Source organism: Actinotalea sp., from assembly GCF_041597215.1.
Classification (GTDB): Bacteria; Actinomycetota; Actinomycetes; order Actinomycetales; family Cellulomonadaceae; genus Actinotalea.
The window spans coordinates 1-21,043 of the sequence record NZ_JBFHHB010000023.1 but is presented as its reverse complement, the minus strand read 5'-3'; the positions used below and the strand labels follow the sequence as shown (position 1 = coordinate 21,043).

Sequence of the window (21,043 nt, the reverse complement as noted above, 5' to 3'; positions counted from 1 at the left end):
GCCCCGGTCAGCCCACGCCTTGGTCGAAGATGCGCCAGGGCGTGTCTGCGGAGCTGCGCACCACGAGGTAACCCCAGCCGGTGGCGCCCTCGTCCATCGAGCCGTCGTCGTGGAAGGGCCGCCAGTCCAGGTCGAAGCTGACCGGGACGTAGGCGACCTCGTCGGGCGCGGCGTGGCCGGAGTACTCGGGGAGCTCCATGACGTGCTCGCGTACCTCGACGTCCTTCAGGCTCGCGACGTCCTCGCACCACAGCCGGGCGCTGCTCTCGGCCCCCTCGACCATCAGGGCGGCGGCCGTGTCGCAGTCGTGCGCGTTCAAGGCCTCGAGATACGACGTCACGACCTGCTCCGGGGTGGCGTCACCGGGGGTGCAGCGATGTCGCCGGTCTGTCGTGGAGGAAGGAGCGCCGAGGCGACGGCGGCCGCGACGACCAGGGCCACGACGGCCAGGCCCACGAAGGCGATCCACCAGCCTGAACGCTTCGACACGGGGGCATCCTCGCACTCCGGGGCGTGACGTGCGGCGCTGCGGCCCTCCCCCGAGGGGGTGCCCGAGGCGTGCTTCCCGCGCTCGTCGGCATCTGCGGATGCCGGGACCCTGGCGCGGAGCCGCTCCGTCGGGCGTGTCAGAGGCCGGCGCTATCGTACACGTGTTCGAGTCGTTCGACTCTGGGGGCAACCGTGAGCGTCACGTCGGCAGCGGCGGTGGAGTCCCGCTCGCCCTGGGTGTGGGACGAGCGCCACGCGGTCGCGGACGAGCTCGAGCGGACCCCCGGCTCGGAGCGCCTCGCCGCCCGGATGGTCGAGCTGGACCCGGCCTGCCTCGACGACGAGGCTTTGGTCGAGGGCATCGCGGCGTGGGAGCGGCTCGCCGCGTGGGTCGCTGCCGGTCAGGCGCGGTGGGTGAACGCCCTTGCCGCGCGAGCCGAGTCGGGTGCGCAGGTCGACCGGCTGCCGGACGAGATCGCGACCAGGCTCGCCATCACGCGCCGGGCCGCGGAGTCCAAGGTCGAGCTCGCTGCAGGGCTCGAGCGCCATCCCCTGCTCGGCGCAGCGCTGGCGGACGGCCGGCTCTCGGAGCGCAAGGTCCTCGTCCTCCTGCACGACACCGAGCACCTCCCTCGGCCGCTCGCCGACGCAGTCCTCGACCGAGTGCTCGACACGGCGGACCAGCGCACCGTCCCGCAGCTGCGCTCCGACGTCCGGGCGGCGGAGCTGGCGCTCGACGCCGCCGCCGGAGCCGCTCGGCACGCCGAGGCCCGTCGGGACCGGTGCGTCCGCATGGTGCCCACGTACGACGCGATGGCGTGGGTCCACGCGCTGCTGCCGGCCTCGGACGCCGCCACGGTGATGACGGCGCTCGACGGTGTGGCGGCGGTGCGCGAGCCCGGCGACGAGAGATCCGCTGACGAGCGCCGGGCTGACGCCCTGACGGCGATGGCGCGGCGCGTCCTCGACTCCGGCATCGGGCCGGACGGCACCCCGCTCCCCGTGCGCCAGCACCGTCGCCCGCACCTCCTGATCAGCGTGCCGGCCGTGGGCCCGACGGGGACGGGCACCGCGCTCGGCCCGGTCGTCCAGCGCCGCGACGTCGGCCCGGTCGTCCAGCGCGGCGCTGTCGGTCCGATCGTCCAGCTCGCTGACGTCGGCCCGGTCGCCCACCTGGCCGGCTACGGACCGGTCCCGACGGCCGCCGTCGTCCATCTCTTCTCGGGTGCCACGGCGAGCCAGGTCCGCGTGGACGAGGCAGGAGTCCGGCAGGTGACCGTGCCGGTGACCGACGGCTACCGTCCGGCGGCCGAGCTCGCCCGTCAGGTGGTCGAGCGGGACCGGACCTGCCGCTTCCCCGGTTGCCTGACACCCGCCGACCGGTGCGATATCGACCACGTCGTTCCCTTCGACCCTGCCCGGCCGGCACGGTGGCAGACCATCGCGCAGAACCTCCAGGCCCTCTGCCGCCACCACCACCGGGTCAAGACGCACGGTGGGTGGTCGGTCAGTCGCGACCCGATCAGTGGCGCGACCCTGTGGCGGTCCCCGATCGGCCGGGTGCGCCTCGTCACTCCCGAGCCGGTCGTGCCGGGCGCGCGCGCGGGCTGACGGGTGCGGGCGTCCTGCGTCGGCTGCGGTGATCCCGCGTCGCGCCGGGCGGCCGGATTCTCCTAGGGTCATCCCATGGAGAAGCGACACATCGGTGAGCTCGAGGTCTCGGTCGTCGGACTGGGCTGCAACAACTTCGGCGGGCGGACGGACGCCGCCGGGACGACGGCGGTGGTGGACGCGGCGATCGAGGCCGGGATCACCTACCTCGACACCGCGGAGGTCTACGGCGACGGTCGCTCGGAGGAGCTGCTCGGTGCGGCCCTGCGCGGCCGGCGCGACCAGGTGCTGATCGCCACCAAGTGGGGCCACGACGCAGGGCTGGGTGAGCGCGTCGGCGCCCCCGAGGTGGTCCGTCGCCGGCTCGAGGCGAGCCTGCAGCGGCTCGGCACCGACCGGATCGACCACTACCAGATGCACCGCCCCGACCCGCAGACCCCCGTCGAGGAGACCCTCGGAGCGCTCGCGGAGCTGCGGGCGGAGGGCAAGATCCGCGAGATCGGCGCCACGCACCTGAGCGCCGACGAGCTGCGCCACGCGCATGCCGTCGGCGCTGACCTCGAGGTCGAGGCCTGGCCCTCGCTGCAGAACCACTCCAGCCTGCTGACCCGTGACCCGGAGACCGACGGGGTCTTCGACGCCTGTCGGGAGCTCGGTGTCGCCTTCGTCCCGTACTTCCCGTTGGAGTCCGGTCTGCTGACCGGGAAGTACCGCCTCGGCCAGTCCCTGCCGGAAGGCTCGCGGCTCGCCGGGATGCCCGAGGACCGGGCCGCACGGTTCATCTCCGAGGAACGCCTGGCGACCGTCGAACGGCTCATCGCCTGGGCGGCCGACCACGGCCGCGCGCTCCTGGACCTCGCGATGAGCTGGCACACCTCGAACCCGCTGGTCGCCACCGTGATCGCCGGCGCGACCCGGCCCGAGCAGGTGCACGCCAACGTCGCTGCGGCCGGCTGGGCGCTGAGCGAGGCCGAGAAGGACGAGGTGCGCGCACTCCTCGGCTGAGACCCTCCCCCGGGGCGAAGCGCCCGGTGCCCGGCTGCGGGCGCCACTACGGTGGGACGGGCACCGGCGAGGGTCGGAGTCGCGGGAGCGGAGGGTTCATGCCCGGCTGGGTCGAGCACGCGATGTGGTGGCACGTGTACCCCTTGGGGTTCGTCGGCGCCGAGAAGGAGGCGCTGCCGCTCGGCGCCGCGCCCGCGCGCCGACTGGAGCACCTGACCGCCTGGTTGGACTACGTCGTCGAGCTCGGGCTCTCCGGGATCGCGCTCGGTCCGGTGTTCGCCTCCCAGACCCACGGCTACGACACCGTCGACCACCTCGAGATCGACCCTCGCCTCGGCACCGAGCAGGACTTCGACGCCGTGGTCGCCGCGGCGAAGGCCCGGGGCCTGCGGGTGACCCTCGACGGCGTCTTCAACCACGTCGGCCGTGAGTTCTGGGCCTTCCAGCTCGTCCTGCGGGACGGTCCGACGGCAGCGACGGCCTCCTGGTTCCACCTCGAGTGGCCCGAGGGCGCCGGCCCGGGCACCGAACCGGGGTACCGCGACTTCGAGGGGCACCACGCCCTCGTCGCGCTCAACCACGAGGAGCCGGCCGTCGTCGACTACGTCGCCGGGGTGATGAACCACTGGCTCGACCGCGGGATCGACGGCTGGCGCCTCGACGCGGCCTATGCGCTCTCCCCGTCGTTCTGGGCCAAGGTCCTTCCCTCCGTCCGGGCGAAGAACCCCGAGGCGTACGTCTTCGGCGAGGTGCTGCACGGGGACTACGCGGCCTTCGTCGCCGAGTCCGGGGTCGACTCGGTGACGCAGTACGAGCTGTGGAAGGCGATCTGGAGCTCGCTCAACGACGCGAACTTCTTCGAGCTCGACTGGACGCTCACCCGCCACCAGGAGCTGCTCGAGTCCTTCGTCCCGCTCACCTTCGTCGGCAACCACGACGTGACGCGTATCGCGAGCCGCCTGACCGACCAGCGGCACCTTCCGCACACCGTCGCCCTGCTCATGACCCTTGCCGGGACGCCGACGGTCTACGCGGGCGACGAGCAGGGCATGACCGGGGTCAAGGAGGAGCGAGCCGGGGGTGACGACGCCGTCCGGCCGCCGTTCCCCGCGACCCCGGCCGACCTGCTGCCCTTCGGCTGGGAGACCTATCGCCTGCACCAGGAGCTCATCGCCGTGCGCCGCCGCCATCCGTGGCTGCACTCCGCGCGCACCGAGAGGCTGAGCTGCACGAACACCACGCTCGTCCTGCGCAGCACCCCGCGGGACGGCGGCACGGGAGCGGTCCTGCTGGCGCTGTCCACCGACGACGCAGCGACCACGCTCCCTGTCCCCGGTGCCGTCTCGGTCCTCGCCGGACCGGGCCGTCTGCACGAGGGCGTGGTGGAGCTCGACCCGCACGGCTGGGCCGTCCTGGGCGCCTGAGGGGCGAGTCCCTGCGCGGATCAGCCCGCCGGCGTCGCCGCTGCCGCTGCCCGCGCCGCAGCAGGGAACGCCGCGAGGATCTGCTCGACCACGGAGTCCTCGTGCGCCGCCGTGACGAACCAGGCCTCGAAGACCGAGGGGGGCAGGGCCACCCCCGCGTCGAGCATGGCGTGGAAGAAGGGCGGGTACCGGAAGGTGTCCTGCGCCTTCGCTGCCGCGTGGTCACGGACGCCGTGCGCAGCCGCGGCCTGGCCGAACATCACGGAGAACAACGACCCCGCGCTCTGCACCCGGTGCGCCACCCCGGCCGCATCCAGCGCTCGGCCGAGCCCCGCCCGCAGCGCGGTGGCGACCTCGTCGACCCGCCGGTAGACCGCGCCGTCCGCCAGCCGCAGCGTGGCCAGCCCCGCCGCGACGGCGACCGGGTTCCCCGACAAGGTCCCTGCCTGGTAGACGGGACCCTCGGGGGCCAGATGCCGCATGACCTCCGCGCTCCCGCCGACCGCTGCCACCGGAAGACCCCCGCCGATCACCTTGCCGAAGGTGAACAGGTCCGGAGTCCAGGAGGGCTCGGCCACCCCGGCCTCCAGCCCCCACCAGCCGGCGGGCCCGACGCGGAAGCCCGTGAGCACCTCGTCGAGAACCAGGAGCGCGCCGTGCTCCGCGGTGATCCGGCGCAGGGCGGCGTTGAAACCCGGATCCGAGGGCACGACGCCCATGTTCGCGGGCTGGGCCTCGGTGATGACGACGGCGATCCGCTCCCCGTGGCGCGCGAACGCCTCCTCGACGGCCGCCAGGTCGTTGTAGGGCAGGACGAGCGTCTCGGCGGCGGTCGCCTCGGTGACCCCTGCCGATCCGGGAAGCCCGAGCGTGGCGAGCCCGGAGCCGGCCGCGGCGAGGAGTCCGTCGGAGTGCCCGTGGTAGCAGCCGTCGAACTTCACCACGAGGGCCCGCCCGGTGACCCCGCGGGCGAGCCGGACGGCGGTCATCGTCGCCTCGGTCCCCGTCGAGACGAACCGGAGGCGCTCGACGGCCGGTACGCGACGGCGCACCTCCTCGGCGAGCTCGACCTCGCCGAGCGTCGGCGCCCCGAAGGACAGCCCGCGAGCGGCGGCCTCCTGCACGGCGGCCACGACCTCCGGGTGGGCGTGTCCGAGCAGTGCCGGCCCCCACGAGGCGACCAGGTCGACGTACCGGCGGCCCTCGGTGTCGGTCACGTACGGTCCGCTCGCGCTCGCGATGAACCGCGGGTCCCCGCCGACGGACCCGTAGGCGCGTACCGGCGAGCTCACCCCACCCGGCATGCTCCGCGCCGCGCGCTCGTACGCCTCGTGGTTCGTCAGGCCCTGCGTCGTCACTGCTCCTCCTTCAGCCAGCCGGCCAGCTCCGTCGCCCAGTAGGTCAGCACCGCATCGGCCCCGGCCCGGCGGATGCCGAGCACGGACTCGGTGACGACCCGCCGCCTGTCGATCCAGCCCCGCTCGGCAGCAGCCTCCACCATCGCGTACTCCCCGGAGACCTGGTACGCCCAGACCGGCACCGGGCTCGTCGCCGCGACCTGGGCGAGCACGTCGAGGTAGGGCCCGGCCGGCTTGACCATGACGACATCGGCTCCCTCCTCGACGTCGAGCAGCGCCTCGCGCAGGCCCTCGCGACCGTTGGCCGGGTCGAGCTGGTAGGTGCGGCGGTCACCGGTGAGCGTGGAGCCGACGGCCTCCCGGAACGGGCCGTAGAAGGCCGAGGCGTACTTGGCGGCGTAGGCGAGCAGCGGGACGTCGGTGCGCCCCGCCGCATCGAGGGCCGTGCGCACCGCGGCGACCTGGCCGTCCATCATCCCGGACAGGCCCAGCAGGCCGGCGCCCGCCTCGGCCTGGGCGAGCGCCATCTGCTGGTAGCGCAGCAGCGTGGCGTCGTTGTCGACGGAGCCGGCCCGGTCCAGCACCCCGCAGTGCCCGTGGTCGGTGAACTCGTCCAGGCAGAGGTCGGACTGCACGACGAGCGCGTCGCCGACCTCGGCCGCCGCGACCCGCAGGGCGCGGTTGAGGATCCCTTGCGGATCCGTCGCCCCCGAGCCGACGGCGTCGCGGTGCTGCGGGACGCCGAAGAGCATCACCCCGCCGACCCCCGCCCTCGCGGCCGCGTCCAGTGCCGCCGGGAGCGTGGCGAGCGTGTGCTGGACCTGCCCCGGCATGGCAGCGATGGCGGTGGGCTCGCCCTCGCCCTCGCGGACGAACAGCGGGAGCACGAGCTGAGCGGGATGCAGTCGCGTCTCGGCCGTCAGCCGGCGCAGAGCGGGGGTGGCGCGCAGTCGCCGCGGCCGGACGGTGGGGTAGGGCGGGGTCACTCCGGAGCCTCCTGGCGGGACGGGTGGGGCGATGGGTCCTGGCTCGTGCTGCGGGCGTGCTCGACGAGGGCGAGGACGAGCTCGGTGACCCCTGGCTCCTCGGCGACGACGGTCACCTCGAGTCCCTGACGACGCGCGTACTCGGCCGTGCGCGGACCGAGGGCGCACAGCACGACCCCGGCGGGCGGCCTGCCGAGACGATCGACGACGGCGCGGGCCGTGCTGGGTGAGGTGAGCAGGACGGCGTGCCGCCCGTCGACGCTCCACCGGTGCGCCGCGGCCACCGGGTCGCCCGTCCCGGTCACGGTGCGGTAGGCCACGACCTCCTGAGCGTCCCACCCGACCTCGCGCAGGCCCTCGGTGAGGGTCGCCTCGGCGATGTCGGAGTGCGGGACGAGCACGCTGAGCCGGCGGGTTGCGGTGCCCGGACCGGTCAGTGGAGCGAGCTCGGCCGCAAGGCCGGCGGCGGAGCGTTCGGTGGAGACGAGCGCGGGGGTGATCCCCTGCTCGTCGAGGGCACGCGCCGTCGCGGGGCCCACGGCGGCGACGCGAACCGGGCCGTCCCTGCCCTCCGACCGGGGGCCGGCCACAAGGAGGGCGGCCAGTGGGCCGAGCCCGCGGTGCACCACCCGCTCGGCGATCGCGTCGACCGTCGTCGCGCTGGTGACGGCGAGCCAGTCGTAGCGGCCTGCGGCGAGATCGTCGAGGGCGCGGTCGAGAGCGCCCAGGTCGGCGGCGGGGGCGAACTCCACGAGCGGGAGCACGACGGGGACCGCGCCACGCGCGCGCAGCAGGGCGCCGACCCGCTCACCCCATGCCCCGGCCCGTGGGACGACGACGGTCCAGCCCTCCAGCGTGCGGGCCGCGGCGAGCGGGGCGAGCCCGGCCGCGCCGTCCTGCACGAGCCGGGCCGCCACGCGCATGCCGAGTGCTTCGGCGGCGGCGATCCGTGCGCCGCTCGTCGTCGGGAGGGGGATCGTCTCCGTCGCGGTGAGTCGACGTCGGCCGTCGGCGCTGCAGACGAGGGCGTCGAGGGTCAGCGCCTCGCCGTCCGGGGTCGTGGTCACGCGCGCGAGGGCCCCGATCGGTGCGGCGCAGCCGGCCTCGAGGGCCGCGAGCAGGGCGCGCTCCGCCGTGACGGCGATCCGGGTCGCCGGGTGGTCGAGGGCGTCGAGGGCCGGGTCGAGCCAGTCCGGTCGAGCTGGGGAGCTCGCGGCGGGGTCGCCCCCCTCCAGGAGCGCCGTCTCGACCGCGAGTGCTCCCTGTGCCGGGGCGGGCATCATCACCGACGGGTCGAGGAGCTCCGTCGCCGCGTCGAGGCGGCCGAGCCGGTCGAGGCCCGCGGCCGCGAGCACGACCGCGTCCAGGTCGCCGGGTTCGTCCCCCGGTCGTTCGTGACCACGCACCCGGGACAGCCGCGTGTCGACGTTCCCGCGCAGGTCGACCACCTCGAGATCCGGCCGGGCAGCGAGCAGCTGGGCCGCCCGGCGAGGGGATCCCGTCCCGACCCGAGCCCCCGGCGGGAGCGTGTCCAGGCGGAGACCGTCCCGGGCGCACAGGGCGTCGCGCGGATCGGCACGCTCGGGTACGGCCGCGATGCGCAGCCCCGCGCACTCCCCGGTCGGCAGGTCCTTGAAGGAGTGGACGGCCAGCTCGCAGCGTCCCTCCCGCAGGGCGTCGCGCAGGGCGGCGACGAAGACCCCTGTCGTCGAGAGCCCCGTGAGGGAGCCGGTGAGGCGGTCCCCCTCGGTGCGGATGCGGACGAGCTCGACCGCACCGGTCTCCAACCCCGCCGTCCTCTCGAGGGCCCGCGCCACCAGACCCGACTGGGTCGTGGCCAGCGCGCTGCCGCGGGTGCCCAGGCGACAGGTCACCGCAGGGGTCACCCGAGGCCCGCGACGGCCGGACGCGCCTGCCCGCGGGTGGGGGCGCAGCAACCGGGCCGGCACACGTCGTACCAGGGTCCGAGGGGACTCAGCGCCGGGCGCTCGGCCGTTGCGGCAGGCGCGCCCGCCGCGCGGTGCCGCTCCTGGATCAGGTCGACCAGACCGCTGACGAAGGCCGGGTGCACCCCGGGTGTCGGCGCGCGCTCGACCAGCAGGCCCAGCTCACGAGCGGTGGCCGAGGCCTCCTCGTCGAGGTCCCAGAGCACCTCCATGTGGTCCGAGACGAAGCCGATCGGCGCGATGACGACAGCCTTGGTGCCCTGCTCCGCGAGGACGGCCAGGTGGTCGTTGACGTCGGGCTCGAGCCACGGGGTCGACGGGGAGCCGCTTCGCGACTGGAAGGCGAGGCTCCACGCGACGCCGGCGCCGAGGCCAACGCCCGCCTCGCCGTCGGCCGGGGCAGCGAGGCTCGCCATGACGAGCTCGGCGACGGCACGGTGCTGGGCGCCGTAGGCGCCCTCCTGGCCGAGGCCCGCCCCGGGTGGACCGGAGGCCTCGGCGGCGGCGGTGGGGATCGAGTGCGTGACGAACACCACGTGCGCGTCGCGCGCCAGGTCGCCGTCGTGGCCCAGCCCGGCAGCGAGGGCGGCGAGACCCGCGCCCACCCCGTCGACGAAGGGCGTGACGAACCCGGGGTGGTCGAAGTACTGCCGCACCTTGTCGATGCTCAGCTCTCCGGCGAGTCCCGTCTCCTCCAGGGCGGTCGCGAGGTCCTCGCGGTACTGACGGCAGCCGGAGTACGAGGAGTACGCGCTCGTCACGACGGCGAGCAGGTGCCGGTGGCCCGCAGCACTCGCCTCGCGCAGCGTGTCGGCGAGGTAGGGATCCCAGTTGCGGTTGCCCCACAGCACCGGGAGGTCCAGGCCGCGGGAGTCGATCTCGGCCTGGAGCGCGGACCGGAGCTCACGGTTCTGGGCGTTGATCGGGCTGATGCCGCCGAAGGCCCGGTAGTGGTGGGCGACCTCCTCGAGGCGCTCGTCCGGGATGCCGCGGCCACGGGTGACGTTGCGCAGGAAGGGCAGTACGTCGTCCTGGCCCTCCGGCCCGCCGAAGGAGGTGAGCAGGACCGCGTCGTAGGTGACGGGGGTCGAGGGGTCGCGGGGCGGCAGTGCGGCACTCATCGGACCACCTCGGCGACGTCCTGGGCGGTGATGCGCCGCCCGGTGAAGAAGGGGATCTCCTCACGCACGTGGCGGCGCGCCTCGGTGGCGCGCAGGTGCCGCATGAGGTCCACGAGGTCGGTGAGCTCGTCGGCCTCCAGGGCCAGCAGCCACTCGTAGTCGCCGAGGGCGAAGGACGCGACCGTGTTCGAGAGCACCTGCGGGAAGGTCCGTCCCTCGCGGCCGTGCTCGCCCAGCATCGCGCGGCGCTCGTCCTGCGGGAGCAGGTACCACTCGTAGGAGCGCACGAAGGGGTAGACGGTGAGCCAGTCCTTCGGCTCGGTCTCACGCATGTAGGCGGGCTCGTGGCTGGCGCTGAACTCGGCCGGCCGGTGCACGCCCATGGCTGCCCAGGTCGGGGAGAGACCGGAGAGCTCGCGGCTGCGGCGCAGCCTGCGCTGGGCCGACTGCAGGGCCTCGGCGCTCTCCCCGTGGAGCCAGACCATCACGTCGGCGTCCGCGCGCAGGCCGGAGACGTCGTAGAAGCCCCGCAGGGTGACACCGGGGGTGGGTTCCTCGGCGAGCTCGACGAGGCCGGGGCCGTCGGCGGGGTAGGCGTCGCGGGCGGGGCGACGGAGCACGGACCACAGGGTCCACGGGCGGTCGGCGGCGGCCGACCCTGCGGGGTCGAGGGAGGACATGGAAGGCAGTGTGCGCGATTCGACGGGGTTCGGCGAAATCTCAGGACCTGCAGGCTCGAATGATGATCGAGAACACTCCTGACGCTTTTTCTGACGTTCCGTCAGAACATTCCTCAGGTCGCGCGAACAATGACCTCATGCTAGGAGGGCTGCCTCGAGGACAAATGATCAACGATTTCACCGGCGACCGTTTCCGCGTCGGTCACCACGGCGCTCAGTCCGGTGCCGGCCCACCACGCACCGACACCCCACGCCGCGCCGACGGACAGGAGACCGGACCGCAGCCCGGCGACGCGGTCGCGGTGCCCCGGCGCGCTGCGCGGCAGGCCGTCGGTCCACCGGACGAGGTCATGCCCCAGCACCTGGCCCGCGTCGATCGGGACCCCGAGGATCCTCGAGGCGTCCGCCAGGACGGCGCCCAGCGCAGGGCCGTCCGCGGGGACCGGTCGCCCGGCACCGCCGTAGGAGAGCCGCAGGACGTGGATCCCCTCGCCGAGCGCGCTCGAGAGCAGCGGCCACTTCGCCGTGACATGCGTCAGGGCCTTCGCGCCGACGTCGCGGGTGGAGGCTGCCACCAGGACCCCGGTGCCGCGTGGAGCGCTGTCGAGCAGTGGCGAGCGCAGCACGATCGTGGCGAGGACCACCGGTTCCTGGGGGAGCGGTGCCGCGGAGCGGACGAGGGTCGCGAGCCCGGGGCTCGCGTCGAGAAGAGCGCCGGGGGCCCCGGCCAGCACCACGCCGGCGGCGTGCAGCTCGCCGCCCTCGAGGTGCAGGGACCACGAGCCGTCGGCACGGTGGTCCAGCCCGGTCGCCCGCGCATCCGTGAGCACCCGGCCACCTGCCTCGACCACGGCAGCCTCGAGAGCGGTGGGCAGGGTGTGCATCCCGCCGCGCAACCCGGCGACCGCAGCCCCAGCGGTCGTGGTGCCCCGCAGCCTGCCGACGGCCGCTGCGAGCGAGCCCTCGGCAGCGAGGGCCGCACGCAGGCCGGGGAGCACGGTGTCCAGGTCGAGGGCGTCCGGGTCGGCCGAGTGCACCCCTCCCGCCACCGGCCCGACGAGGCGGTCCAGCACCCGCCGGCCCATCCGCGCACGGACGACGTGCCCGAGGGTCGTGGGCCCGTCGGGCACGCCGAACCCGGGCGGGAGCAGGCGGTCCAGCCCGGCGCGGAACGCCCCTGCCCGGCCGACGACCCGTCGCACGTCCGCAGCCGACGGGTCCGTCGGGACCCCGAGCATGCCCGCCCGCGGCAGCGGCACGGTGCCCTGGGGCAGGTGGAGCCAGGCGCCCGCACCGGACGGGGCCACGACCTCCAGACCCAGCTCCGTTGCCAGGTCGGCGACCGCGGTGGTGCGCGTGGCGAAGGAGTCCGCACCGGCATCCAGCCGGATCCCGGCGACGTCATGCCAGGTCACGGCGCCGCCGGTCCGCGGTCTGGCCTCCAGGACCGTGACCGGCACACCGCGCTCGGCCAGCCGCAGTGCGACCACGAGCCCTGCGACGCCGCCTCCGACGACGGCGATGCCGCGGGCGGGTCCCGGGCGGGTCACCGCTCGCCGTGCGCCAGCCGGACGATGCGGGTGAGCACCTCCGGGTCGGTGCTCGGGGGCACTCCGTGGCCGAGGTTGAGCACATGCGCCGGGGCCTGCGAGCCGCGGCGCAGCACCTCGCGGACATGGGCCTCCAGCACCGGCCACGGTGCGCCGAGCAGTGCCGGGTCGATGTTGCCCTGGAGGACCGTCCGCCCCTCGAGCCGGCGGTTGGCCTCGTCGAGGCCCAGACGATGGTCCACCCCGATCACGTCGGCCCCGACGTCGCGCATCGCGGCGAGCAGCTCCCCGGTGTTCGTCCCGAAGTGCACCACGGGTACCCCCAGGTCCCGCACCGGGGCGAGGGTCTGGGCCGAGAAGGGCGCGGCATGCGCCCGGTAGTCCGCGAGGGACAGCGCCCCGGCCCAGGAGTCGAAGAGCTGGGCCGCGCTGGCGCCCGCCAGGACCTGTGCGCGCAGGAAGGCCCCCGACACCTGGGCGGCCCAGGAGAGGAGCGCGGCCCAGGCCGCCGGATCGGCGTGCATCATCGTCCGGGCCCGCAGATGATCCTTCGAGGGGCCGCCCTCGACGAGATAGGTCGCGAGGGTGAACGGTGCGCCGGCGAAGCCGATGAGCGGGGTGCCGCCGAGAGCCGCGACGGTGCGGGCGACGCCCTCGCTGATCGGCGCGAGTGCGCCCTCGTCGAGGACGGGTAGGCGCGCGACGTCCTCAGCGGTGCGCACGGGAGAACCCAGCACCGGCCCGGTTCCCGGGACGATCCGGACGTCCACCCCCGCGAGCAGGAGCGGGACGACGATGTCGCTGAAGAAGATCGCGGCGTCCACGCCGTGCCGGCGGACCGGCTGGAGCGTGAGGTCGCTCGCGACCTCGGGGTCGAGGCAGGCGTCGAGCATCGCGATCCCCGCGCGGCGTTCGCGGTACTCCGGCAGTGACCGCCCCGCCTGGCGCATGAACCACACCGGGGTGCTCGGCGCCCGTCCGGTGCGCTCGGCGCGCGCGCCGGCGCTCTCCCCGAGGAATGCGCGGACGAGCGGCGAGTCGGCAGTTCTGCCGTCGATCATGGGATGGCTCGCGGGGAGGGTCATGCGGTGATTGTGCCGAATATTTCCGGGGCTGGTTCAATCAGGGTGTTGTGGAGCTGATGAATCTCACGGCCAGCCACCACGATCTGGACCTGGACGTGCTCGAGCAGCTCAGCTCGGGAGCCCACGCCGTTGCCCCCCGGATCGTGCAGGACTGCCCAGCGGTCACCGGTTGCATCGTCCTGGCGACGTGCAACCGGTTCGAGCTGTACCTGGAGGTGGACGGCCCCTCCGATGCCGTCGACGTCGCCGTCGAGGCGATCGCCCGTGAGAGCGCCCTCGACCCGGAGAAGGTCCGGACGGCACTGCGGGCGAGCGCCGGTCACCACGCCGTGCGCCACCTGTTCGCCGTCGCCGCCGGCCTGGACTCGATGGTGATCGGGGAGCGGGAGGTCGCGGGGCAGGTGCGCCGGGCCCTGGTCACCGCGCGTGAGGCCGGTACCACCAGCCCCGCCCTCGAGCGTCTCTTCCAGTCGGCGTCCCGGGTCGCCCGGACGGTCGGAGCGGACACGGAGCTGGGGAGCACCGGTCGCTCGGTGGTCGGCGTCGCGCTCGACCTGGCGGAGGCGGAGCTCGGCAGGAACGGTCTCGACCTGGCGACGGCGAGCGTCCTCCTCGTGGGCACCGGTTCCTACGCCGGCGCGAGCGTGCGCGCTCTGGCCGGTCGCGGTGCCCACGAGGTCAGGGTCCACTCGCCGTCGGGCCGCGTCCCCCAGCTCGCAGCCCTGCGTGGGCTCCCCCTGGTCTCCGCCGCGGCGCTCGCCTCGACGCTCGCGGAGGTCGACGTCGTCGTCTCGTGCAGCGGGGCCCGCGGGCCGGTGATCGACGCCGCGATGGTCGCCGCCGCGCGCGGGGCCGGCGACCCCGGCTCGCGGCCGCGGCCGATGGTGGTCCTCGACCTGGCGTTGCGGCACGACGTCGACCCTGCGGTGGCCCGGGTACCGGGGGTGCTGCTGGTGGACCTGGCCGCCGTGCGTGACCACTCCCCCACGACGGTGGGCCCAGCGGTCGCTGCCGGGCTCGCGATCGTCGACGAGCACGTCACGGCCTTCGAGCGCGCGACGGCCGAGGCGGCCGCCGGGCCCGCCGTGGTGGCGTTGAGGAGCCACGTGGAGGAGATCCTCGAGGTGGAGCTGGCGCGTCAGGGGACGCGGGACGAGGCCACCGTCCGCGCCCTGCGGCACTTCGCCGCGTCCTTGCTGCACGAGCCGATGGTCCGTGCGCGCGACCTGGCCAGGTCAGGGCGTGAGCGGGAGTTCGCCGCTGCGCTGGAGGCGGTGCTCGGTGTGCGCGTCGCCGAGGCCCCGCGCGTCGAGACCTGACCGGCCGCTCGGCCGCGTGCCCGAGCCGATCGGGGCCCCGCGTTCACCCGCTCGCGCCGGCGGCCCAGCGCACCTCCGGTGCGCTGAGGAGGCCCGGAAGCGGGAGCGAGGCCGCCTCCGCCTCGACGGATCCGCGCTCGTCAGGAGTGAGCCGGCGCCAGGGGTCGACCGTCACGAGCCCCTTCGCGCGCCGCCAGGTCCCGACGACCTCTCCGCCCACCAGGACAGCCCCTGGCCAGACCCGCGGGGTCCACAGCCGCGCGCGCTGTGACGCGTCCGGGACGAGGAGCTCGCGCTCGGCGCCCTGGAGCAGGAAGAACGGGTCCCCGCTCGGCAGCAGCCGAGCGGGGGACGGGTCGGCAGCCGGCGAACGCAGCAGATCGGCGTCTGCGGCCAGGACGAGTCGGTCGCCCACGGGGGTCCGGACGGGGAGCAGCTCCCGCGCGATCCCGTCGAGCGCGGCGCGCCCCTCCGCGGCCGTGACCCCCGCCCACCGGGCGAACGACCAGGCGTCGGCGGGTCCGTGGACGTGCAGGTGCCGGCGGGCGAGCTCCCGCCGGGCCTCGTCGGGGTCGACGCTCGGCGGGTCGATCGCGCGCAGGCTCGGCGCTCGCGCTCCGTCCCAGCGCACCAGCAGCCTGCCCGTCGTGGTGGCGTAGCGGATCGCGTTCCCGACGCCGATGGCAGACGCGACCTGCCGATCGGGCAGCTCACGCCCGTCCAGGGCCGCCACGACCGCGCGCGCCATCTCCTGCGCGCGACGCCGTCCCCGCTCCGAGGAGGGGAGCCGCCCGAGGGTGAACGGCGCCACGTCCGGGGCAGGGACGACGAAGACGCTGTACCGCGGGCCCCACACCTGGACGAGGGCCGGGTCGTCGAGGGCGGCGGGGCCGGTCCCCGTCACCCGCGCGTGGATCGAGAGCAGCGCGGCGCGCGGCATGCTGTCCTGCAGGCCGGCCCACGCGGCACGTCGCAGCGCACCGGCGCCCCACGCCAGCCGCTTGTCGAGCGACTGCGTGGAGCGCCGGAACGCGAGGATCTCCTGGCGGGAGAGCGGCAGCGGTGTCGGGCCCACGCTCCGATGCTGCCAGAGCGCCGCCCGCTCAGCTGTGCGTGGGGAAGCCCAGGTCCACGCCGCCGTGCGAGGGGTCGGGCCAGCGCGTGGTGACGACCTTCCCGCGCGTGAAGAAGTGGAAGCCCTCGGCCCCGTGCGCGTGGCTGTCGCCGAAGAGCGAGCTCTTCCACCCGCCGAAGGAGTAGTAGGCCATCGGCACGGGGATCGGCACGTTGATGCCGACCATGCCGACCTCGACCTCCGTCTCGAAGCGCCGCGCCGCGCCGCCGTCGTGGGTGAAGATCGCCGTGCCGTTTCCGTAGGGGTTGGCGTTGATCAGCGCGAGGCCCTCGTCGAAGGAGTCGACCCGCACGATCGAGAGCACCGGGCCGAAGATCTCGTCCGTGTAGATCGACATCTCGGGCTCGACCTTGTCGAAGAGGGTCGGGCCGAGCCAGAAGCCGTTCGGGTCGCCGTCCGGCTCCACCAGCCGTCCGTCGACGACGAGGTCCGCCCCGGCCTCGACCCCGGCGGCCACGTAACCGGCGACCTTGTCCCGGTGCTGGGCCGTGACCAGCGGCCCCATGTCGCACCCGCGACGCCCGTCCCCGGTGCGCAGTGCCGACATGCGCTCGACGATCCGCGGGACGAGCCGGTCGGCGACGTCGCCGACGGCGACCAGCGCCGAGATCGCCATGCACCGTTCGCCCGCGCTGCCGAAGCCCGCGTTGACCGCGGCGTCGGCCACGAGGTCGAGGTCGGCGTCGGGAAGCACGAGCATGTGGTTCTTCGCCCCACCGAGGGCCTGGACGCGCTTGCCGTGCGCGGTGCCGGTCTCGTAGACGTACCTCGCGATGGGGGTCGAGCCCACGAAGCTCACGGCCGAGACCCCTGGGTGGGTGAGCAGACCGTCGACGGCCTCCTTGTCCCCGTGCAGCACGGTGAGCACGCCGTCGGGCAGCCCGGCCTCCTTCCACAGCCGTGCCATGACGAGGGAGGCGGAGGGGTCCTTCTCGCTCGGCTTGAGGACGACGGCGTTGCCGGCCGCGATCGCGACGGGGACGAACCAGAGCGGCACCATCGCGGGGACGTTGAACGGGGAGATCACGGCGACCACGCCGAGCGCCTGGCGGACCGAGTGCACGTCGACGCCGGTGGACACGCCCTCGGAGTGGCCCCCCTTGAGCAGGTGCCCGAGCCCGCAGGCGAACTCGACGACCTCCAGTCCGCGGGTCACCTCACCCAGCGCGTCCGAGAGGACCTTCCCGTGCTCGGCGGTGATCGCGGCGGCGACCTCCTCGGCGTGCTCGGCGAGCAGGTGGCGGAAGGCGAACAGCACCCGGGAGCGCTGGGTGAGTGAGGCGCGGCGCCAGGCCGAGGCCGCGGCGGTGGCGCTCTCGACGGCCTGGTCGACGACGGTCAGGTCGGCCAGGTCGACCTCTGCGGTCATCGCGCCGGTGGCGGGGTCGTGCACCGGTGCGGTGCGAGCGGAGGTCCCCGACCATGGGCGACCGTCGATCCAGTGGGTGATTCGTGTCATGCAGAGAAGTATCGGTTGCCTGAGGCGGTTTCCGCGACGGTTTCCGCATTTCTCCTGCGATCGGCCGTCGGCTCGCGACCGGGTGAACCGCGCGCGTCCGCCTCCCGGGCCGCGGGACGGGCTGGAATACTGCGGCGGGTCGGACCTCCCGGCACGTGGCGAAGGAGTGGACATGAGCAACGACCAGCCCGGCACGGGCCAGCCGTCCTGGCAGCCCTCCGAGGGCGCGCCGCCGCCCTACGGCCAGCAGTCGGGCGGGGACCCCTATGGCCAGCCCCCGGCCGCCGCCCCGTACGGTCAGGCGCCCGCCTATGGTCAGAGCTTCCCGGCCGCACCGGCCTACGGCGCCGGAGGCTACTCCCAGGGATACGCCGGACCGGAGCTCGCCCACTGGGGCCTGCGCGTCGGCGCGTCCGTCATCGACAACATCATCGCGGGGATCCCGTACTTCATCGGCGTGGTCATCTCCACGAGCACGGCGTCGATCAGCGAGGACGGCACGACCCTCACGGGCGGTGCCCCGCTCGCGGTCGCCGTCGGCGGGCTCCTCTCGTTCGCCCTGTGGATCTGGAACCGCGGAGTCAAGCAGGGCGGCACCGGCCAGTCCGTCGGGAAGAAGGTCCTCGGCATCCGCCTGCTCAAGGAGGCCGACGGGCAGCCCGTGGGAGTGGGCATGGCGCTGGTGCGCGACATCGTGCACATCGTCGACGGCTTCTTCTACCTCGGCTACCTCTGGCCGTTGTGGGATGCCAAGAAGCAGACCTTCGCCGACAAGATCCTCACGACCCTCGTGGTCAAGGGCTGACCCTTCCCCGTCCGACGCCGGCCCGGTCCAGGGCCGGCGTCGCTGTCGTCGGTGCGCGCTACTGTGCAGCGTGACCGCGTAGCGGCACCATGGACGGCAGGGGCAGGTCGTGGCAGGGGGAGAGCACGATGACGGTAGTGATCGATGAAGCAGGAACCGTGGAGGCGACGGTCGGCCAGGAGGTGATCCTCCGGCTCCCGGAGGATCCCGGAACCGGCTACCGGTGGCGGATCTCCGTGATCGACGGGCTGGCGCTCGTGGACGAGTCGTTCCTCCCACCGGATCGCGTGATGCTGGGCGCCGCAGGCCACCGCGCCTTCACGGTGCGTGCGACCCGGCCGGGAACGGCCCGGCTGAGCGTCGAACGGCGCCGGGTCTGGGAGCGCGGCGCCGCGGAGACCCGCGACGTCGTGGTCCTCGTCCGGCCGGCCGACTGACCGAGCCACCCGTACGCGTACGGCCCGTGGCTCAGGAGTCCAGGAAGCGCACCAGTTCGGCGGCTGCTCCCGTGTACGAGGCCGGGGTCATCGCCGAGAGGCGTGCGGCGACGTCCTGCGGCAGTCCGAGGTCCGCCACGAAGGCGCGCAGGTCGTCGCCCGTGATGCGTCGCCCACGGGTGAGCTCCTTGAGCCGTTCGTAGGGTTGGTCCATCCCGGGCACCCCCGCGACGCCGGCGGCGCGCATCGCGGACTGCACCGCCTCGCCGAGCACCTCCCAGTTGGCGTCCAGGTCACGCTCCATCGCGGCCGCGTCGACGTCGAGACCCGCCAGGCCGCGACGCACGTTGTCCAGCGCCAGCAGCGAGTGCCCGACGGCCGGGCCGATGTTGCGCTGCGTCGTGGAGTCGGTCAGGTCACGCTGGAGACGGCTCGTGACGAGGGTGGCGCCGAGGGTGTCCAGCAGCGCGCAGGAGATCTCGAGGTTCGCCTCGGCGTTCTCGAAGCGGATCGGGTTGACCTTGTGCGGCATGGTGCTCGAGCCGACGGTCCCCTGACCGCGCACCTGGGCGAAGTAGCCCATCGAGATGTAGGTCCACATGTCGGTGGCGAGGTTGTGCAGCACCCGGTTGAACCGCGAGAGGTCCGCGTACAGCTCCGCCTGCCAGTCGTGGGACTCGATCTGCGTGGTCAGCGGGTTCCAGGTCAGGCCCAGGTGCTCGACGAAGGTCCGTGAGACGCGCACCCAGTCCGCGGTCGGCACGGCGGCGAGGTGCGCGCCGTAGGTGCCCGTCGCACCGTTGATCTTGCCGAGGTACTCGGCGCCCTCGATCCGGCGCAGCTGGCGACGCAGGCGATGGGCCAGGACGGCGAGCTCCTTGCCGAGGGTCGTCGGGGTGGCGGGCTGCCCGTGCGTGCGGGCCAGCATCGGCACGGCAGCGTTGGCGTGCGCCATCGCGGCGACCTGGTCGACCAGGGCCCTCGCCGCGGGCAGCCAGACCTGCCGCACGGCCCCCTGCACCATCAGGGCGTAGGAGAGGTTGTTGATGTCCTCGCTCGTGCACGCGAAGTGCACCAGCTCGCTGACCTGCGGAAGCACGGTGTCGCGGCCGAGAGCCGCCGGGGCGGCCGAGAGCCGCTCCTTGAGCAGGTACTCCACGGCCTTGACGTCGTGCGCCGTGACCCGCTCGGTCGCTGCGAGCTCGGCGACGGTGCCGCCGTCGAAGGAGGTCACCACCGCGCGCAGGTACTCGCGCTCCTCGCTGGACAGCGTCGGGGCTCCGGGAACCACGTGGTGCGAGGTGAGGTGGATGAGCCACTCCACCTCGACGTGCACGCGCTCGCGGTTCAGCGCGGCCTCGGAGAGGTGGTCGACGAGCGGTGCGACGGCCGGCCGGTAGCGCCCGTCGAGCGGCCCGAGGGCGATCGACGGCTGCACCTCGGCGAGGGGCTGTCGCGTGGGGGCGGCCGGGGCCTCGGGGACGAGGTCCTCGTCGGGACGGGTGTCGGGGGCGTCGGCGTGCGGCTCGGCGTGCTCCATCCCGTCATCCTCCCAGACGAGTGGCGTGCAGCGGTGAGCCCGACCGTGTCCACACCGGGGCCGGGCCCAGGAGCTCCCCCGTGGGGTGAGCCTCCTAGCGTCGCCCCGTCCGGGGAAGGGGCGACAGGTGGGCAGCAGCACGGCGGTCGCGCGGCGCGAGATGCGTCTGCTCGGGGAGGCGGTCACGGCGGTGGACACGGCGCTGGGGTCCGCCGAGGGCATCGCCTGGTCCGGGGTGGCGGCACATGCCTACCGCCGCTGCCTCGACGAGCTGCTCGGGCCGGCCCGCGGCGCCGCGGCGAGCCTGCCGGCGCTCGAGCAGCTGCTGGCCCGGCACCTGGCGCTGGTGGAGGAGGAGGAGCGCAGAACAGCGCTGACCGGGGCCGGCCCGTTCTGCCTCCCGGGCGGTCGGTCCGCGCCATGAGCGAGGAGCGGGACGGGCTCCGGATCCACGGGGGACGGGGTGGCACCGTCGCGACCCTCGAGGACCTCGATCGCCTCGCAGCGCTCCTCAGGGGCGTCGCGGATCGGCTCGACGAGGGACAGGGTGCGATCCGGCGCCTCGACTCCGCCCTGGACGAGACCTGGCGTCACGCGCCGGCGAGTGCCGGCGCGGTCGACCAGGCCCTGGCGCCCTGCCGCGCCGTCGGCAGGGCCGCGGGCCGGGCGCGGGAGCTCGGTTCGGCGGTCCTCGCGGCCCGTGAGGGCTACGCGGCGGCGGAGCACGGCGCCGCTGGTCTGCTGCGGGGCGCCGCGGTGATCAGCGGGTCGGTCATCGGGGAGGGCGGTCCCCTCGTCTGGGCGGGTGCTGCCGCGGCGGCGGCCTCCCTCGGCGTGCTCGCGACCCATGCCGTCCTCGTGACGCGGTTCCTGAGGCGGAGCCCCACGCCGCTCGGGGCGGGACTCCGATCGCTCGCGGGGCTTCAGGGTCGGTCGGGTCCTGCCGGAGTGGTCGGCGAGGTGATGGCCGGCCCGGGTCCGCTCCCCGCGGTGCCCGCGCGCATCGACGGGTGGGAGTCGGTCGTGCCCCCGCTCGCCGCCTTCCTGCGCGGCGCGCTGCCGGGGCGTCGCCCGCCCACCCTCTCCCCCGTCG

The 21,043-nt window shown here is 74.4% G+C and carries 20 protein-coding genes and 1 pseudogene; 8 read left to right on the top strand and 13 right to left on the bottom strand.

The features are described from left to right. Positions 1-7: 7 nt before the first annotated feature. Positions 8-340, bottom strand: a complete 333-nt coding sequence (locus ABWK99_RS03350; RefSeq protein WP_372593279.1) for a DUF4829 domain-containing protein — start codon at positions 338-340, stop codon at positions 8-10. Further along, positions 337-489: a hypothetical protein gene (locus ABWK99_RS03345; RefSeq protein ID WP_372593278.1), complete on the bottom strand. Its 153-nt coding sequence runs from the start codon at positions 487-489 to the stop codon at positions 337-339. Before ABWK99_RS03345 ends, ABWK99_RS03350 begins: the two co-directional genes overlap by 4 nt. Before the next feature lie 192 nt (positions 490-681). Between ABWK99_RS03345 and ABWK99_RS03340 the strand changes: the two genes are divergently transcribed. The 3 genes from ABWK99_RS03340 (at position 682) to ABWK99_RS03330 (ending at position 4,529) form a co-directional block, all read left to right on the top strand. Then, positions 682-2,100 (top strand): DUF222 domain-containing protein, encoded by a 1,419-nt coding sequence (locus ABWK99_RS03340; protein WP_372593277.1) that lies wholly within the window; start codon positions 682-684, stop codon positions 2,098-2,100. A gap of 75 nt (positions 2,101-2,175) precedes the next feature. After that, on the top strand, positions 2,176-3,105 hold the full coding sequence (locus ABWK99_RS03335; protein WP_372593276.1) for an aldo/keto reductase: 930 nt from the start codon (positions 2,176-2,178) through the stop codon (positions 3,103-3,105). A gap of 98 nt (positions 3,106-3,203) precedes the next feature. Next, the gene (locus tag ABWK99_RS03330; RefSeq protein WP_372593275.1) at positions 3,204-4,529 is read left to right on the top strand and encodes an alpha-amylase family glycosyl hydrolase; all 1,326 of its coding nucleotides are present in this window, start codon (positions 3,204-3,206) and stop codon (positions 4,527-4,529) included. Positions 4,530-4,549: 20 nt separating this feature from the next. Here the strand turns inward: ABWK99_RS03330 and hemL are convergent, their stop codons facing one another. The 8 genes and pseudogenes from hemL to hemE all read right to left on the bottom strand — a co-directional run bounded on the left by hemL (position 4,550) and on the right by hemE (position 13,255). Next, entirely contained in the window at positions 4,550-5,887 is a 1,338-nt protein-coding gene (gene hemL / locus ABWK99_RS03325; RefSeq protein WP_372593274.1) for a glutamate-1-semialdehyde 2,1-aminomutase, read from the bottom strand. After that, on the bottom strand, positions 5,884-6,873 hold the full coding sequence (gene hemB / locus ABWK99_RS03320; RefSeq protein ID WP_372593273.1) for a porphobilinogen synthase: 990 nt from the start codon (positions 6,871-6,873) through the stop codon (positions 5,884-5,886). Before hemB ends, hemL begins: the two co-directional genes overlap by 4 nt. Beyond that, positions 6,870-7,664 carry a uroporphyrinogen-III synthase gene (locus tag ABWK99_RS03315; RefSeq protein WP_372593280.1) on the bottom strand — a complete coding sequence of 265 codons (795 nt, stop codon included), beginning with the start codon at positions 7,662-7,664 and terminating at the stop codon, positions 6,870-6,872. The genes hemB and ABWK99_RS03315 overlap by 4 nt, the downstream gene beginning before the upstream one ends. A 72-nt stretch (positions 7,665-7,736) precedes the next feature. Next, a pseudogene (gene hemC / locus ABWK99_RS03310) lies at positions 7,737-8,747 on the bottom strand (hydroxymethylbilane synthase); the annotation flags it as partial. An 8-nt stretch (positions 8,748-8,755) separates the two neighbouring features. Continuing rightward, a complete protein-coding gene (locus ABWK99_RS03305; protein ID WP_372593272.1) occupies positions 8,756-9,940 on the bottom strand; it encodes a ferrochelatase in 1,185 nt (394 codons plus the stop codon). Further along, on the bottom strand, positions 9,937-10,620 hold the full coding sequence (gene hemQ, locus ABWK99_RS03300) for a hydrogen peroxide-dependent heme synthase (protein ID WP_372593271.1): 684 nt from the start codon (positions 10,618-10,620) through the stop codon (positions 9,937-9,939). Before hemQ ends, ABWK99_RS03305 begins: the two co-directional genes overlap by 4 nt. A 140-nt stretch (positions 10,621-10,760) precedes the next feature. After that, positions 10,761-12,170, bottom strand: coding sequence for an NAD(P)/FAD-dependent oxidoreductase (locus ABWK99_RS03295; RefSeq protein ID WP_372593270.1), 1,410 nt, complete (start codon positions 12,168-12,170; stop codon positions 10,761-10,763). Beyond that, positions 12,167-13,255, bottom strand: a complete 1,089-nt coding sequence (hemE, locus tag ABWK99_RS03290) for a uroporphyrinogen decarboxylase (RefSeq protein WP_372593269.1) — start codon at positions 13,253-13,255, stop codon at positions 12,167-12,169. Before hemE ends, ABWK99_RS03295 begins: the two co-directional genes overlap by 4 nt. 56 nt (positions 13,256-13,311) lie before the next feature. Here hemE and ABWK99_RS03285 point away from each other — a divergent pair, with 56 nt between their 5' ends. Continuing rightward, positions 13,312-14,574, top strand: a complete 1,263-nt coding sequence (locus tag ABWK99_RS03285; RefSeq protein ID WP_372593268.1) for a glutamyl-tRNA reductase — start codon at positions 13,312-13,314, stop codon at positions 14,572-14,574. 43 nt (positions 14,575-14,617) lie between these two features. On the opposite strand, the gene ABWK99_RS03280 is transcribed toward ABWK99_RS03285, so the two are convergent. Beyond that, positions 14,618-15,649, bottom strand: a complete 1,032-nt coding sequence (locus ABWK99_RS03280; protein ID WP_372593267.1) for a DNA glycosylase AlkZ-like family protein — start codon at positions 15,647-15,649, stop codon at positions 14,618-14,620. A gap of 28 nt (positions 15,650-15,677) precedes the next feature. Continuing rightward, positions 15,678-17,168: a CoA-acylating methylmalonate-semialdehyde dehydrogenase gene (locus tag ABWK99_RS03275; protein ID WP_372593266.1), complete on the bottom strand. Its 1,491-nt coding sequence runs from the start codon at positions 17,166-17,168 to the stop codon at positions 15,678-15,680. Positions 17,169-17,340: 172 nt separating this feature from the next. Here ABWK99_RS03275 and ABWK99_RS03270 point away from each other — a divergent pair, with 172 nt between their 5' ends. Beyond that, complete coding sequence (locus ABWK99_RS03270) at positions 17,341-17,973, top strand: RDD family protein (RefSeq protein WP_372593265.1); 633 nt, start codon at positions 17,341-17,343, stop codon at positions 17,971-17,973. A gap of 128 nt (positions 17,974-18,101) precedes the next feature. After that, positions 18,102-18,410 carry a protease inhibitor I42 family protein gene (locus ABWK99_RS03265; RefSeq protein ID WP_372593264.1) on the top strand — a complete coding sequence of 103 codons (309 nt, stop codon included), beginning with the start codon at positions 18,102-18,104 and terminating at the stop codon, positions 18,408-18,410. A gap of 31 nt (positions 18,411-18,441) precedes the next feature. Here the strand turns inward: ABWK99_RS03265 and purB are convergent, their stop codons facing one another. Next, on the bottom strand, positions 18,442-19,950 hold the full coding sequence (gene purB, locus ABWK99_RS03260; protein WP_372593263.1) for an adenylosuccinate lyase: 1,509 nt from the start codon (positions 19,948-19,950) through the stop codon (positions 18,442-18,444). 127 nt (positions 19,951-20,077) lie between these two features. Between purB and ABWK99_RS03255 the strand changes: the two genes are divergently transcribed. Next, the gene (locus tag ABWK99_RS03255; protein WP_372593262.1) at positions 20,078-20,374 is read left to right on the top strand and encodes a hypothetical protein; all 297 of its coding nucleotides are present in this window, start codon (positions 20,078-20,080) and stop codon (positions 20,372-20,374) included. Continuing rightward, positions 20,371-21,043, top strand: a 673-nt coding sequence (locus ABWK99_RS03250) for a hypothetical protein (protein WP_372593261.1), incomplete at its 3' end; no start/stop codon positions are given. The genes ABWK99_RS03255 and ABWK99_RS03250, both read left to right, overlap by 4 nt.

Excerpts from the sequence above, each read along its gene's own strand:
- ABWK99_RS03305 (WP_372593272.1), bottom strand. The coding sequence starts at position 9,940 with ATGAGTGCCGCACTGCCGCCCCGCGACCCCTCGACCCCCGTCACCTAC.
- hemE (WP_372593269.1), bottom strand. The coding sequence starts at position 13,255 with ATGACCCTCCCCGCGAGCCATCCCATGATCGACGGCAGAACTGCCGAC.
- ABWK99_RS03270 (WP_372593265.1), top strand. The coding sequence starts at position 17,341 with ATGAGCAACGACCAGCCCGGCACGGGCCAGCCGTCCTGGCAGCCCTCC.
- ABWK99_RS03285 (WP_372593268.1), top strand. The coding sequence starts at position 13,312 with ATGAATCTCACGGCCAGCCACCACGATCTGGACCTGGACGTGCTCGAG.
- ABWK99_RS03335 (WP_372593276.1), top strand. The coding sequence starts at position 2,176 with ATGGAGAAGCGACACATCGGTGAGCTCGAGGTCTCGGTCGTCGGACTG.
- purB (WP_372593263.1), bottom strand. The coding sequence starts at position 19,950 with ATGGAGCACGCCGAGCCGCACGCCGACGCCCCCGACACCCGTCCCGAC.
- hemQ (WP_372593271.1), bottom strand. The coding sequence starts at position 10,620 with ATGTCCTCCCTCGACCCCGCAGGGTCGGCCGCCGCCGACCGCCCGTGG.
- ABWK99_RS03330 (WP_372593275.1), top strand. The coding sequence starts at position 3,204 with ATGCCCGGCTGGGTCGAGCACGCGATGTGGTGGCACGTGTACCCCTTG.
- ABWK99_RS03265 (WP_372593264.1), top strand. The coding sequence starts at position 18,102 with ATGACGGTAGTGATCGATGAAGCAGGAACCGTGGAGGCGACGGTCGGC.
- ABWK99_RS03275 (WP_372593266.1), bottom strand. The coding sequence starts at position 17,168 with ATGACACGAATCACCCACTGGATCGACGGTCGCCCATGGTCGGGGACC.